At 67.6% G+C, this 13530-nt stretch carries 14 protein-coding genes; 10 read left to right on the top strand and 4 right to left on the bottom strand.

Going from position 1 to position 13530, the window contains the following annotated elements; all coding sequences use genetic code 11:
- Positions 1–46: 46 nt before the first annotated feature.
- Positions 47–1153 (bottom strand): ferrochelatase, encoded by a 1107-nt coding sequence (hemH, locus tag BLS85_RS09265; protein ID WP_092785532.1) that lies wholly within the window; start codon positions 1151–1153, stop codon positions 47–49.
- A 57-nt stretch (positions 1154–1210) separates the two neighbouring features.
- Positions 1211–2281 (bottom strand): uroporphyrinogen decarboxylase, encoded by a 1071-nt coding sequence (hemE, locus tag BLS85_RS09260; protein WP_245699160.1) that lies wholly within the window; start codon positions 2279–2281, stop codon positions 1211–1213.
- A gap of 622 nt (positions 2282–2903) precedes the next feature.
- Between hemE and BLS85_RS09255 the strand changes: the two genes are divergently transcribed.
- The 7 genes from BLS85_RS09255 (at position 2904) to BLS85_RS09225 (ending at position 8211) form a co-directional block, all read left to right on the top strand.
- Positions 2904–3731, top strand: a complete 828-nt coding sequence (locus BLS85_RS09255) for a pyruvate, water dikinase regulatory protein (protein WP_092785529.1) — start codon at positions 2904–2906, stop codon at positions 3729–3731.
- The gene (locus BLS85_RS09250; protein ID WP_218128359.1) at positions 3728–4336 is read left to right on the top strand and encodes a Maf family protein; all 609 of its coding nucleotides are present in this window, start codon (positions 3728–3730) and stop codon (positions 4334–4336) included. The genes BLS85_RS09255 and BLS85_RS09250 overlap by 4 nt, the downstream gene beginning before the upstream one ends.
- Positions 4337–4383: 47 nt before the next feature.
- The gene (locus tag BLS85_RS09245) at positions 4384–5217 is read left to right on the top strand and encodes a shikimate dehydrogenase (protein ID WP_092785866.1); all 834 of its coding nucleotides are present in this window, start codon (positions 4384–4386) and stop codon (positions 5215–5217) included.
- A 67-nt stretch (positions 5218–5284) separates the two neighbouring features.
- Positions 5285–5887, top strand: coding sequence for a dephospho-CoA kinase (gene coaE, locus BLS85_RS09240; protein ID WP_092785528.1), 603 nt, complete (start codon positions 5285–5287; stop codon positions 5885–5887).
- The gene (gene dnaQ, locus BLS85_RS09235; protein WP_092785526.1) at positions 5884–6591 is read left to right on the top strand and encodes a DNA polymerase III subunit epsilon; all 708 of its coding nucleotides are present in this window, start codon (positions 5884–5886) and stop codon (positions 6589–6591) included. The genes coaE and dnaQ overlap by 4 nt, the downstream gene beginning before the upstream one ends.
- Positions 6584–7450 (top strand): SAM-dependent methyltransferase, encoded by an 867-nt coding sequence (locus BLS85_RS09230; RefSeq protein ID WP_092785524.1) that lies wholly within the window; start codon positions 6584–6586, stop codon positions 7448–7450. The genes dnaQ and BLS85_RS09230 overlap by 8 nt, the downstream gene beginning before the upstream one ends.
- A complete protein-coding gene (locus tag BLS85_RS09225) occupies positions 7447–8211 on the top strand; it encodes a TlyA family RNA methyltransferase (RefSeq protein ID WP_092785522.1) in 765 nt (254 codons plus the stop codon). The genes BLS85_RS09230 and BLS85_RS09225 overlap by 4 nt, the downstream gene beginning before the upstream one ends.
- A 252-nt stretch (positions 8212–8463) precedes the next feature.
- On the opposite strand, the gene BLS85_RS09220 is transcribed toward BLS85_RS09225, so the two are convergent.
- Entirely contained in the window at positions 8464–9723 is a 1260-nt protein-coding gene (locus tag BLS85_RS09220) for a D-alanyl-D-alanine carboxypeptidase family protein (RefSeq protein ID WP_092785520.1), read from the bottom strand.
- Positions 9720–10655 (bottom strand): tyrosine recombinase, encoded by a 936-nt coding sequence (locus tag BLS85_RS09215; RefSeq protein ID WP_092785518.1) that lies wholly within the window; start codon positions 10653–10655, stop codon positions 9720–9722. Before BLS85_RS09215 ends, BLS85_RS09220 begins: the two co-directional genes overlap by 4 nt.
- Positions 10656–10816: 161 nt before the next feature.
- Here BLS85_RS09215 and BLS85_RS09210 point away from each other — a divergent pair, with 161 nt between their 5' ends.
- The 3 genes from BLS85_RS09210 (at position 10817) to prfB (ending at position 13522) form a co-directional block, all read left to right on the top strand.
- Complete coding sequence (locus BLS85_RS09210) at positions 10817–11626, top strand: SDR family NAD(P)-dependent oxidoreductase (RefSeq protein ID WP_092785516.1); 810 nt, start codon at positions 10817–10819, stop codon at positions 11624–11626.
- Between the two features lie 39 nt (positions 11627–11665).
- Positions 11666–12079 carry a hypothetical protein gene (locus BLS85_RS09205; RefSeq protein WP_245699159.1) on the top strand — a complete coding sequence of 138 codons (414 nt, stop codon included), beginning with the start codon at positions 11666–11668 and terminating at the stop codon, positions 12077–12079.
- A gap of 317 nt (positions 12080–12396) precedes the next feature.
- Positions 12397–13522, top strand: a protein-coding gene (gene prfB / locus BLS85_RS09200; RefSeq protein WP_143027145.1) for a peptide chain release factor 2 whose coding sequence is annotated in 2 segments (ribosomal slippage) — positions 12397–12465 and positions 12467–13522 — 1125 coding nt in all. Because the reading frame shifts where the segments join, the coding sequence is not laid out codon by codon here.
- The last annotated feature ends 8 nt before the right edge of the window (positions 13523–13530 follow it).

Below are 13530 nucleotides of genomic sequence, written 5' to 3'. Positions count from 1 at the left end.
CCGTCGCGCCTCTCGTTCCGACTGTCGTTATCTTATCCCAGCGTGCTCATTGTCCCTGTTTGTCGGAGTTCTGATCCGGGACATGCGGGCACATCGACCATTCTCCGCCACACACGCGAGCCCCAACCTGGGAACACAACCGGCCCCCGGCTGGCCCTGCCTCGATTAAACAGCCGTCGCCCGCTTCCGCCGTCATCGCCCGGGTCACCAGATCGGCCAGCCCGTCGATGAAGGTGTCGTGTGCCTGCACGGTGGGCACCCGAACATACGCCGGCACACCTCGTTCCTCGGCCAGTTCGCCGTATTCCAGGTCCAGTTCGACCAGGGTTTCCGAGTGTTCCGAGACGAACGCCAGCGGAACCACGACCACCGGCACCCCGTCGCGACCCGCGCGTTCGATTTCCGAATCCGTGTCCGGGCCGATCCACTCCAGCGGGCCAACGCGGCTTTGATAGCACACCACCCAGTCCAGATCTGGAATCCCCATCGTTTCGACGATGGCCGCCGCCGTCATCTCCACCTGGCTCTGATAGGGATCACCCTTTTCGATGTTGGCCTTGGGCAGACCGTGCGCCGAGAACAGCACGCGGGGCGGACCGTGCGGTCGGGCCTGCTCCACGCCGGCCTTGGTCAGATCCGCCAGCGCAGCCACGAACCCGGTTTCCGTGGGATAGCAACAGATGGTGTGGGTTTCTGCCGACAACCCCCGGGCCTGTGCCGTGCGCACCCAGGTGTTGAGGGACGATCCACTGGTGGAGGTGGAATACTGCGGATACAGCGGCAGGAGAATCACCGTGTCGGGCCGGAAGGCCTTGACCCGATCCACGGCAGCCCGAGTCATCGGATGCCAATAGCGCATGGCCATGAAGACGCCAACCTCTCCAGCGATGCCGCGCCGGTCCAGGGCCGTCTTCAGGGCCGTCATTTGGGTTTCGGTCTGCTCGACCAGGGGCGATCGTCCCCCGATCTTCTCATAGATCGCCCGGGCAATGGGCGCGCGTCGGGCGGACACGACCTTGGCGATCAGCCATCGCGGTATGGTCGGCAATCCGATGATCGCCGGATCATTGAAAAGATTGAACAAAAAGGGTTTGACCGACTTCAGGCTGTCCGGTCCACCCAGATTGAAGACGACAACCGCCAGACGGCTCATAACCTCTCCCGCACTTTTTGGTCCCACGCAACCTGGACCGTTCCCGCGTCCGTTGCCTTAGGTGTGCCCCGGACGGGGCGCGTTGCGAATGCGTTCCATCATGCGGGCCACGTTTTCCGGCGGCGTCTTCGGAACGATGCCATGACCCAGGTTGAAGATATGGGGCCGCTGCCCGCACAGCGTTCCCAGAACGTGGTCCGTGGCCGCATCCAGGGACTCGCCACCGACCACCAGATGAATGGGATCCAGATTGCCCTGGGTCACCGCAAGCGGCTGGATGTTCTCCGCCGCCCAGGCACACGGCAACGCCGTATCCAGACCAACCGCCGTGACACCGGTTTCCGTCACGAACCGAGGATACATCACCCCGGCCCCACGGGGGAACCCGATCACCGGAACACCCGGACGCTCGGCCTGAATCCGCCGGGTCAGACTGCCGATGGGCTCCACCACCCAGCGCATGAACTCGGCCTCGGGCAGGGCCCCCGCCCAGGTATCGAAGATCTGCACCGCCTCGGCGCCGGCATCGATCTGTGCGATCAGATAATCTCCGGTCGCCGTGACGAGCGTCTCCATCAGACGGGCGAACAGATCCGGCCGTCCGTAAGCCCACGCCTTGGTGGTCGCGAAGTCCTTCGACCCTCCGCCCTCGATCATGTACGTGGCAACGGTCCAGGGGGCTCCGGCGAAGCCGATCAGCGCCGTCGTCTCTGGAATCGCTCGCGACAGCCCGGCAACCGTGTCCAGCACCGGCCGCATGTGATCCAGCACCCGGCCGACATCCAGCCGCGCCAGATCGGCTTCCGACTTCAACGCATCCAGGACCGGTCCCTCGCCTTCCTTGAAGGCCACGTCCTGCCCCAGGGCGTGCGGCACCACCAGGATGTCGGAAAACAGGATGGCGGCATCGAACCCGTAACGCCGCAACGGCTGCAAGGTGACCTCAACGGCCAGATCGGGCGTATAGCAGAGATCGAGGAAGCCGCCGGCGGTCTGTCGGGTCTCCCGGTACTCCGGCAGGTAGCGGCCGGCCTGGCGCATCAGCCACACCGGCGGCGGCCAAACCGCCTCACCGGCCAACGTGCGCAGAAACGGCTTGGAGGAGGACGAGACAGAGGACTGGGACACGGGCCGGCTCCGAAATACGGGATCGAACGATTGGCTTGGGCACGGGCTCCGGGCATCGGGCCCGATCCGCGCGAGGTCCCTCCTTCTAAACAGGAAGAAGATGAAAAGAAAGGGATGGAGAGGTTGTTGGGGGGTGGAAAAACGGGGATTCATGGGGATCCCGACTCTTATCCCGAGTCAGCGGCTTGCGGTCCATCGGTGGTCCGTGGGTGGGGACAAAGCCCGGAACAACAGGCGCGGTTGCCCGAGTCGATCCGCCGGTGATCGGGTCTTTGTCGGCGCGGGGGAAAAGCGGGGATATCGGGGACAGGTCGGTTCGGGGATGCGGTGATCCCCAGGATCCCGGTGTTTCGAGTCCGGATATCCACGCAAGGATATCCAGGGGGTGACCGGGACTCTCAAACCCGTTAAAAGAACGAGGGGTCCACAGGTCCCCGGTTTGCCCACAGAGTTCACCGTTTGCCCACAGGGTTTCCCTCAGGATTGATCCACAGGGGGCAGTGGTGGGTGCCGTCGCCATCGTCCGCCGAACTGTTGCCGATCGAATCGGGACAGAGCGGTCCGGTCGTGTCGCGCGAAAGAGGCGCCCCGTCGAATCTGCCAGCGTGAGTCGGATGTCGCCGTGACCGATTTTCATCTCCATCTGGTCTCGGATGCCACGGGCGAGACGGTGAGCAGCGCCGTGCGTGCCTGTCTGGTGCAGTTCGACACGGTGCCGCATGTTCATCAGCATTTGTGGTGGTTGGTGCGGACACCCGGGCAGATTCGCCGTTTGATCGAGGGTATCGAGAACAATCCCGGCGTGGTGTTGTTCACGCTTGTGGATCCCGAGGTGCGGGCCGTCCTTGAGGATGCCTGCCGGGAGTTGAACGTGCCGTGCGTGTCCATCCTCGATCCGGTGATGGACACGTTGAAGCATTACTTCCAGGTGGAGGTCCGGTCCGATCCGGGGCGCCAGCATACGCTCGATGATGCCTATTTCCGGCGCATCGATGCGATTCACTATACCCTGGCGCATGATGACGGGCAGCTTCTGGAGGGACTGAACGACGCCGATGTCGTGATTCTGGGGGTGTCGCGGACATCCAAGACGCCGACCTGCATGTATCTGGCCAATAAGGGCTACAAGGCGGTCAACATTCCTCTTGTCCCCGAGATTCCGGTGCCGGACGAGGTCTTGGCACTCAAGGGAGTTCAGCCGCTGGTGGTCGGTCTGACGCGGGAGGCCAAGAGCCTGTCCGATCTGCGGCGCAATCGCCTGCGGGTGATGAACGAACCGACCGACAGTGACTACGCCAACGAGGAAATGGTGCGGGCCGAGGTCGCCCGGGCGCGCCGGTTGTTTGCCCGGCGGGGCTGGACCGTGATCGACGTGACGCGGAAGTCCATCGAGGAGGTTGCGGCCGGCATCATTCAGCGAATTCAGCGCAACAGGAGCACGTTCTGGTGACGGGCATCGGGCTGATTTTGGCATCCGGCAGCGCGGCCCGACGAGCCATGCTGGCGAACGCGGGGGTACCGGTCATCAAGTCCGAAACGCCGACGGTGGATGAGGCGGCCCTGCGTCGCCAGATGACGACGAAGGGTGGCACGGCCGAGGAGGTCGCGCTCGCCCTGGCGGAAGCCAAGGCCAAGGAGATCGCGCCCCGCCATCCGGGAGACCTCATTCTGGGTGGCGATCAGATCCTCGTGAGCGCCGAGGGGGATTGGCTGGAAAAGCCGGCGGATCGCGACACCGCCCGACGTCATCTTCAGGGCTTGCGCGGCACCACCCATCGACTGGTGTCGGCCGGTGTTCTGGTGCGGAACGGCACCGTGGTATGGCAGGGTGTGGATGAGGCTCGCCTGACCATGCGCGTGTTCTCCGATGCGTTCCTTGACGCCTACCTGGAGACAGTCGGTGCGGGCGTGACCGAAACTGTGGGCGGCTACCGGCTGGAGGGGCCGGGCGTGCAATTGTTTTCCCGGGTGGAGGGCGATGTGTTCACCATTCTCGGCCTGCCGCTTCTGCCGTTGCTGGACGAATTGCGTGACCAGGGTGTGATCACGGCATGACGGAAGCCAACGACAACATGCCTCTGACCGCTCTTGGCGGTCTTCCCCTGTTGAGCGGACAGGCGCGGGTCGCTGCCGTGATCGGCTGGCCGATCTCCCATTCGCGGTCGCCGCGCCTGCATGGGTACTGGCTGCGGGAATACGCCATTGACGGCGCTTATGTGCCGCTCGCGGTGCCGCCAGAGGCCGTTGAACAGGCCCTGCGGGCTCTGCCGGCGCTGGGGTTCGTGGGGGCGAATGTGACGCTGCCGCACAAGGAGGCGGCGGCACGGGTCTGCGAGACGCTGACCGACCGCGCCCGCCGGATCGGGGCCGTCAATACCCTGGTGGTGCGGGATGGTGTCCTGCATGGCGACAACACGGACGGATACGGCTTCATCGAGAACCTGCGGCAACAGGTGCCGAACTGGCGCGCGGCAAACGGTCCCGCCTTCGTCCTGGGATCCGGAGGATCGGCCCGCGCGGTCTGTGCCGCGCTTCTGGAGGCGGGCGCGCGGGAGGTTCGGTTGCTGAACCGAACCCTGTCACGAGCGGAGGCGATCGCGGAGGCTCTGGGGCCGGCCATCCGCTGTGCGCCGCTCTCGGAATGCTCCCGGGCCATGGCCGACGCGGCGTTGCTGGTCAACACGACCAGTCTTGGCATGACGGGCCAGCCGCCGCTGGATCTGGACCTGGAACCGCTTCCCAACGATGCGGTGGTGACGGATTTGGTGTATGCGCCTTTGGAGACGACCCTTCTCGCCATGGCCCGCGATCGTGGCAACCCGGTGGTAGACGGGCTGGGCATGCTGCTGCATCAGGCGCGTCCGGGATTCAAGGCGTGGTTCGGTCAGGATCCGGAGGTGACGGACACGCTCCGGCAGGTGGTTCTTAATGACTGAGACCAGAGGACCGAACGGCGCGGATCAGCGTCGACGTCGGCACGGGCCGCGCATCGGCGGTCGGCGTATGACGGTGCTGGGCCTGACCGGATCCATCGGCATGGGCAAGAGCACGGCCGCGCGGATGATGCGGCGTTTGCATGTGCCCTGCCACGACGCCGACGCGGTGGTTCATCGCCTGCTGGGATCCGGCGGTGCGGCGGTGGCCGAAGTCGCGGCGGCCTTCCCCGATGTGGTGCGGGACGGTGCGGTGGATCGGGCCGCCCTAGGGGCGCGGGTGTTCGGCGACGGCGCGGCCTTGCGCCGGCTTGAGGCCATTCTTCACCCCCGGGTCCGGGCGGCGGAGCACCGGTTCCTGCGTCGTCATGCCCTGAACGGGCGGCGGCTGGTGGTTCTGGATGTGCCGCTTCTGTTCGAAACCGGCGGTGAACGACGCTGTGATGTCGTCATGCTGGTGACGGCCCCGGCCTTCCTACAGGCCCAGCGGGTGCTGGAACGGGCCGGCATGACCCGGGCGCGCTTTGAGGGCATCCGGGCCAAGCAGATGGCGGAACCAGACAAACGGCGCCGCGCGGATATCGTCGTCAACACGGGACTCGGCATGGCGCCGGCCTACCGCCGGGTGCGTCGTCTGGTGCGCCGGTTGCGCGCCCGGGGAGGCGGATCATGACCCGCGAAGTCGTTCTCGATACGGAAACCACCGGGTTCAAGCACGCCGACGGTGATCGGGTCGTGGAAATCGGAGCCCTGGAACTGGTCAACCATCTGCCGACCGGAAACACGTTCCACGTCTATCTCAATCCGGAACGCGACATGCCGGCGGAGGCGGCGCGCGTTCACGGTCTGACGGAAGAGTTTCTGGCCGACAAGCCACTGTTCGCCGAGGTGGCCGAGGACATGCTGGCCTTCTTCGCCGATTCTCCGTTGGTGATCCACAACGCCAGCTTCGATATGGGGTTCCTGAACGCCGAACTGGCTCGCATCGGGCGCGACCCCCTGCTCATGGACCGAGCCATCGATACCGTTCAAATGGCGCGGCGGAAGTATCCCGGCGCACCGGCTTCGCTGGATGCCCTGTGCAGGCGGTTCGGGGTCGAGAACGCGCACCGCACGCTGCACGGCGCGTTGCTGGACAGCGAAATCCTGGCCGAAGTCTACCTGCACCTGATCGGTGGCCGGCAACCCGGCCTGGGCCTGGCGGGCGCGGGATCGACCGACACCGAGGACGAAAACGCCGCCGCCGATATGGCCTCACCCGAACGGCCGGTGCGGTCGCCGCGCCCTCATGCTCCCACGCCGGAGGAAGCCGCCGCCCACGCGGCGTTTGTCGCTCGTCTAAAAAATCCGCTCTGGACACGGGATAATCATGCCTGAGCCGACCGTCTTTCCGGGTCTCGCCGACCTTGGCGAACGGCCTGCGCCGTTCTCGGTGAGTTCGGCCCGCGTTCTATGGACCGATCCCCACATTTCCGGGCAATTGCTGACCTATCATTTGGATCCGGAAGGGCAGCTCGCCTCCCGACCCGTCGCGGTGATCGATGCCAGCGTGGCTTGGTTGGGCAAGCGCCTGGATATCGACCCTGAAACCCGGCTGTGCGATTTCGGCTGCGGGCCGGGCCTGTATACCGAACGGTTCGCCGCCCGGTTCGGCGCCCGGGTGACGGGCGTCGATTTCTCGCCGCGGTCCCTCGCTCATGCTCGCGCGACGGCGGAGCGGGCCGGGCTGTCGATCACCTATCACGAGGCCGACTACCTGACCTTTTCGACAGAGGACCGATTCGACGTTATCACCTTGATCTTCCTGGATGTGTGTGCGCTGTCGCCGGCCCAGCGCCGGGCGTTGTACGGGGTCTGGCGTCGGCATCTGAAATCCGGTGGCCGGATCGCCCTGGACGTGGTCTCCCGCGCGCGGTTCGAGACGCTGTCGGAGGACATGACCGCCGGCCGGCGTTTCATGGACGGGTTCTGGTCGCCGGGCGATTACGTCGGCATCCAGGAGACTTTTCTGTATGACGCCGAGAGCCTCAGTCTGGAGCGTTACACCATCGTCGAGGCCGACGATCAGGTCTGGACCGTGCACAACTGGCTGCAGCATTTCACACCGGCGCAGATTACCGCCGAACTGGAAGCCGCCGGCTTCGCCATCGAGGATCTGTACGGCGATCTGACCGGGGCCCCGCTCCAGCCGGACAGTCCGGTGATCGGTGTCATCGCCCGATACGACGGGACATGACGGGCACGCGGACGGAACGCCCGCGCCTCGACCAACTTTTGGTGGATCGGGGCCTGGTGGAAAGCCGCACCCGCGCCCAGGCGCTGGTGATGGCCGGGCTTGTGTTCTCCGACACCCGCCGTCTGGACAAGCCGGGCCAGCGTGTTTCTCCGGATCTGCCGCTGACGCTGAAGGGTCAGGACCATCCCTGGGTCTCGCGCGGTGGCCTGAAGCTGGTGAAGGGGCTCGATCACTTCGGGCTGGAGCCGGGCGGGTGGGTCTGCGTGGACGTTGGCGCCTCCACCGGCGGCTTCACCGACGTGCTGTTGAGCCGGGGCGCGGCGCGGGTCTACGCGGTGGACGTTGGCTATGGGCAGCTGGCGCATAAACTGCGGGTCGATGGCCGCGCGGTGGTGCTGGAGCGCACAAACGCCCGCCACCTGACCGCCGAAGAGGTGCCGGAGCCGGTGGATCTGGTGGTCTGCGACGCCAGTTTCATCGGCCTGCGCACGGTGCTGCCGGCGGCATTGGCGCTGGTGCGGCCCGGGGGCGCGCTGGTGGCGCTCATCAAGCCGCAGTTCGAGGTCGGCCGGGACCGCGTCGGCAAGGGCGGCGTGGTGCGCGATCCCGCCCTGCACGCCGAGGTGTGCGGGACCATCCGGGACTGGTTGGCCGGGCTGCCGGGTTGGACCGTGCTGGGGGTGACCGACAGCCCCATCCACGGCCCGGAGGGCAACGCGGAATTCCTCATCGGCGGCCGGCGGGACGACCCGTCGTTTTGAGACGGACCCATAGTTGTTGAAACAAAAGGGTGTGAAACCCGGGGATCCGTAGGTTGGGGTGAGGTGCGGGGCACCGAACCCCAACGGATCCTGACAGTGTTGGGGTTCGCTCCGCTTACCCCAACCTACAGGATTCGCCAACACGGGGCGTTGAAACAGGTGGCCCCAGGACCGTAGGGCGGATTCGGCCCGCGCAGCGGGGCAATCCGCCGCGACGCGGCGGTCGAGTGCGCCCACCGGCGTTGTTTCGAGCTAACGCATCGACCGTCGCAGCCGGGTGGCCGCCTGCATCATGCCCCGAAGCATCTGCGGACTGCGGACCAGACAATACTGGCCGCCGGCCTGGTGCGCGCGACAGAGCGTCTGCGCCTGTCCTTGGGACAGGCCGGTGACGAGGGCATGGTGGCGGACCATGCCGCCCCTGCCCATCGGCGCGGTCATGGCCCGACCGCCGCCCCGGCGGGCGGCGTTGACCGCCAGATTGCGCGCGTGTCCTCGGCTGGCGAACGCGCCTAGGGTGACGCCCCAGCCGCCCGCGTAGACGCCGCTGCTGCCGCAGCCTGCGGTGTCGGGCGGCGGCATCGCGCGCAGTGGGCGCGGGGTGGTCAGTCCCGCCAGAGTGAGCGGCGGCAGCGCGGCGAGGTCCGCCGACGCCTCGTCGTCGCCGCCGTCTCCGGACAGGCGGTCGAAACCGTCGTTCATCAGCCCGGTGATGGTGGACAGGCGCTCGGCGCTGGAGCCCGCGCCCATCACCACGGCGATCACGCGGCGTCTGTCGCGCATCGCCGTCCCGGCCAGATTGTACCCGGCGGCGCAGGTGAAGCCGGTCTTGATCCCGTCGGCGCCAGGGTAGCTGCTCATCATCGGGTTGTACGTGGGCAGGTTCTGCCCTCTGAAGCTGAAGGCGGTGGTCGCGAACACCGGAAACCGGGCGGCATGATCGCGCCACAGCGCCTGGGCCAGCCGGGCCATGTCCCGCGCCGTCGACAGATGCTCGTCATTGGGCAGGCCGGAGGCATTGCGGAACGTCGTCCGCGTCATGTCCAGCTCCTCGCGGGCGACGCGGGTCATCTCCAGCGCGAACAGTTCCTCCGTGCCGGCCAGGGCTTCGGCCACGGCCACGGCCACATCGTTGGCCGAGCGGGCGATCAGGGCCGGAATCGCCTCGGCGACGGTGATCGAATCGCCCGGCGTCAGCCCCAGCTTGACCGGATTGGCCGCTGCGGCGGTTTCGGAAAACGGGATCTCGGTGTCCATGGTGATGGTGTCGGCGTCCAGCGCCCGGAACAGCATCAACACCGTCATCATCTTGGTCAACGAGGCCGGATAGCGCAGGTGGTTCGGCTTGCGCGCCGACAGAATCTCACCGGTGGCGGCGTCAATGACCACATGCGCCGAGCGGTCCTCGAACGCCAACGCGGGCGGTGCGGCCAGCCCTCCACCCAGCAGGGCGGCCACCAGCGCCAACCAGAGAATTGGACGCGCGGCGCGGCGTCGAAAGGGAGGTGTCATGACGGGTCCTGCCCGGTTCCAGGGCCGGCGTCGGCCAGCGGGTGGTGATCGGCGACCAGGGCGCGCAGACGCGCGTCGAGGACATGTGTATAAATTTGCGTCGTGGAGATGTCGGCGTGTCCCAACATGGCTTGCACGCCGCGCAGGTCGGCGCCGTGCGCCAAAAGGTGGGTGGCGAAGGAATGGCGCAGCACATGCGGACTGATCCGGCCCGGCGGCAGGCCGGCCCGCACCGCCAGCTCGGTCAGCATCTTGGCGAAGCCGTCGCGGGTCAGGTGGCCGGCGGTCGCGCGGGAGGGGAACAGGTAGCGTTGTCCGGCCCGGTGCGCCGGGCCTTTCGGCGCCAGGAACGTCTCGCGCGCCGGCAGATAGGCCCGCACCGCCTCCCGCGCGGGCTGGCCGATGGGCACCACGCGGTCCTTGTCGCCCTTGCCGTGGATCAGCAGCACGTCCGGATCGCGCGCCACCGCCGCCAGCGGCAGCGCCACCAGTTCCGAGACCCGCAGGCCGGCGGCGTACACCAGTTCCAGCAGCGCGCTCGCGCGCAGGCCGTGGGCGCCCTCCCAGGCGCGGGCGGCACCCAACAGCCGGTCGATTTCGGTCTCGTCCAGCAGTTTCGGCAGCGGCCGGTCCAGGCGCGGCGCGTCCAGCACGTCGGCGGGATCGTCGGGCCGGCGGCCCTCTGCCGCCAGAAAGGCGTAGAATCGGCGCAGCGCGGCGCGGCGCCGGGCCGCCGTGCGCGGCGCCATGCCGCGCGCCGCCTGATCCTGGAGGAAGGCCCGCAGGTCGTCGGTGGAGGCGCGCTCAAGCGGCGTCGTGCCCAGGAATTCGTCCAGAAGGGTCAGATCGCGGCGATAGGCGTCCAGGGTGTGCGGTGACGCCCCCCGGTCCACCGCCATCATCTCCAGGAAGGTCTCGACATGCCGTGACATCGCGCGTCCGCCTTCGTTGGGTGGGCCGCTCCGCCCGCTTCCCCCACAAGACAGGATCCGCGCCCGGTCTGTCCAGTGTGGCCGCGCGGGCGGTCGCGGTGGTTTCGCGGCCGGGCCGGTCGTGCTAGACGCGATCAGAGAGCCCGAAGGGAGAACGCACCATGACCGAACAGTTTCTCGAAGGGAAAACCGCGCTGGTCACCGGATCGGTGCAGGGCATCGGGCTGGCCATCGCCAAGGCCCTGGGGGCGGCCGGTGCCCGGGTCGCGGTCCATGGGTTGGCCGACTCCGCCACCGCCGAGGCGGCCATGGATGCGGTGACCGCCGCCGGCGCGCCCGAGGTCTGCTTCTTCAGGCAGGATCTGGCCGACGAGGCCGCCGTCGACGACCTGATGACCGCCGTGGAGCGCTGGGGCGGCGCCGATGTGCTGGTCAACAACGCCGGCATCCAGAAGACCGTTTCGCTGGCCGAGGCCGACGCCGCGACGTGGAACGCCATTCTGGCCGTCAACCTGTCCGCCGCCTTCCACACCATGCGCCGCGCCCTGCCGGGCATGGCCGCGCGGGGCTATGGCCGGGTGGTGAACATCGCTTCCGTGCATGGTCTGGTGGCCTCCAAGAACAAGGCGCCCTATGTCTCGGCCAAGTTCGGGCTGGTCGGGCTGAGCAAGGTGGCCGCGCTGGAATACGCCGACGTGGGATCGCGCGACAGCGGCGGAGTGACGGTCAACTGCATCGCCCCCGGCTGGACCGAAACCGCCATCATCGAGCCCCAGATCCAGGCCCGCGCCGCCGAACAGGGGGGCGACCGCGCCGCCGGGGTGCGCAGCCTGCTGGCGGAGAAACAACCGTCGCTGCGCACCTCCGACACGTCGGAAATGGGCGCCGTGGTGACGTGGCTGTGCCACCCCATCGCCCACAACATCACCGGGATCGTGCTGCCCGTGGACGGCGGCTGGACGGCGCAGTAGGCTGCGGATCGGTTCAGGTTCAGGCTGCGGAGGCGCGGCATGGCACGCGGAACGGGACGATCCACGACGGCCCTGAACGATCCGGAGGCGGTGGACGCCGCGTTGCGGGCCGCCGTGGCCCAGATCGACACGGTCCTGGCCGAGCAGGAGCGCGCGGCGACGCGTATTCTGGGGCTGGCCGAGCTTCTCATGGAGCGCGCCCCCGATGCCGCCACGCGGCTGCGCATTGAGGCGGTCATGGAGTCGTGCGCCTTCCAGGACACGACCGGCCAGCGCCTGCGTCGGGTGCGCGGCCTGCTCTCGCGCCTGAGCGCCCGTCCCGCCGATGGATTGCGCCTGAACGCGCGTCCGGTGCCGAGGCCCGAGTCTCCGCCGCCCCCCGACAACACCATCAGCTCGGGCGACCGGGGCCTGACCCAGAAGCAGGTGGACCGGCTGCTGGGGAAACGCTGAAGCCACGGCCGGCGCGATGGGCGGGCAAGGCGTGGCAATGAAGATGTGGGGATCGTGTGCCTTGTGGCGGTACGCCCCACCACTTTTTTGGGTAGGGCGGATTCGCCCCGCGCAGCGGGGCAATCCGCCGCGTGTCGGCCATGCGGCGGGTTGCGCCTTCGGCGCGAACCCGCCCTACGAAGTCTCGCGTTTTGCCAACGGTGTATTCACCCGATTGCCCTGAAGGAGCCCGGCGCCGCCCTTTACGCCCCGCGCCGGGGCGACTATGGTCCTTCGCCCTGACCCAACCCGCCCGCCAGCCAGAGGGAGGCGCTTGCATGCGTGCCGAGGCCCAGGCCCTTGTCGATCAGATCCAGCAGTCGATGGCACTGCTGAGGAGGCATCTTTGACTGGGACAATGCCGTCCGCCGTCTCGATGAACTGAACGCCCTGGTCGAGGACCCCACCCTGTGGGACAAGCCCGACGCCGCGCAGAAGCTGATGCGCGAGCGCACCCGCCTTGATGGCGCCATCGCCGGCTTCCGCGACCTGGAGGCCAAAATGGACGACGCCCGTACGCTGATCGAGCTGGGCGAGGCCGAGGAGGACGAGGACTCCATCGCCGAGGGCGAGGAGCAGTTGCGCGGCCTGCGCGACGAGGCCGCCCGCCGTGAGCTGGAAAGCCTGCTCTCCGGCGAGGCCGACGGCAACGACTGTTACCTGGAGATCAACGCCGGCGCCGGCGGCACCGAGGCCCAGGACTGGGCGCGGATGATGCAGCGCATGTACGTGCGCTGGGCCGAGGGCCAGGGCTACAGCGTCGATTACGTGGAAGAGAGTGAGGGCGAGGAAGCCGGCATCAAGTCCTGCACCCTGCAAGTCAAGGGGCTCAACGCCTATGGCTGGCTAAAGACGGAAAGCGGTGTGCATCGTCTGGTGCGCATCTCGCCGTTCGACAGTTCGGCGCGGCGCCACACCAGCTTCGCCTCCGTCTGGGTCTTTCCGGTGATCGACGACAGCATCGACATCGACATCCAGGACAAGGACTGCCGCATCGACACCTACCGGGCCTCCGGCGCGGGCGGCCAGCACGTCAACCGCACCGACAGCGCCGTGCGCATCACCCATATGCCGTCCGGCATCGTCGTCCAGTGCCAGTCGGAACGCTCGCAGCACCAGAACCGGCACCATGCCTGGAACATGCTGCGCGCCCGTCTGTACGAGGCCGAGTTGCAGCGCCGCGAGGCCGAGGCCCAGGCGCTCGCTGATTCCAAGACCGACATCGGGTGGGGCCACCAGATCCGGTCCTACGTCCTGCAACCCTATCAGATGGTCAAGGACCTGCGGACCAACATTGAGACGTCGGACACCCAGGGGGTTCTGGACGGCGACCTCGACCGCTTTATGGCCGCCGCCCTGGCCGCGCGCATTGAGGCGATGGGCGGCGACACGGCCGCCGGGTAGGCGCCGGC

The sequence above is a fragment of the Rhodospira trueperi genome (assembly GCF_900101965.1).
GTDB lineage: Bacteria > Pseudomonadota > Alphaproteobacteria > Rhodospirillales > Rhodospirillaceae > Rhodospira > Rhodospira trueperi.
Note: the sequence above shows the minus strand (reverse complement) of the source record. Positions and strands in the feature narration are given on the sequence as shown.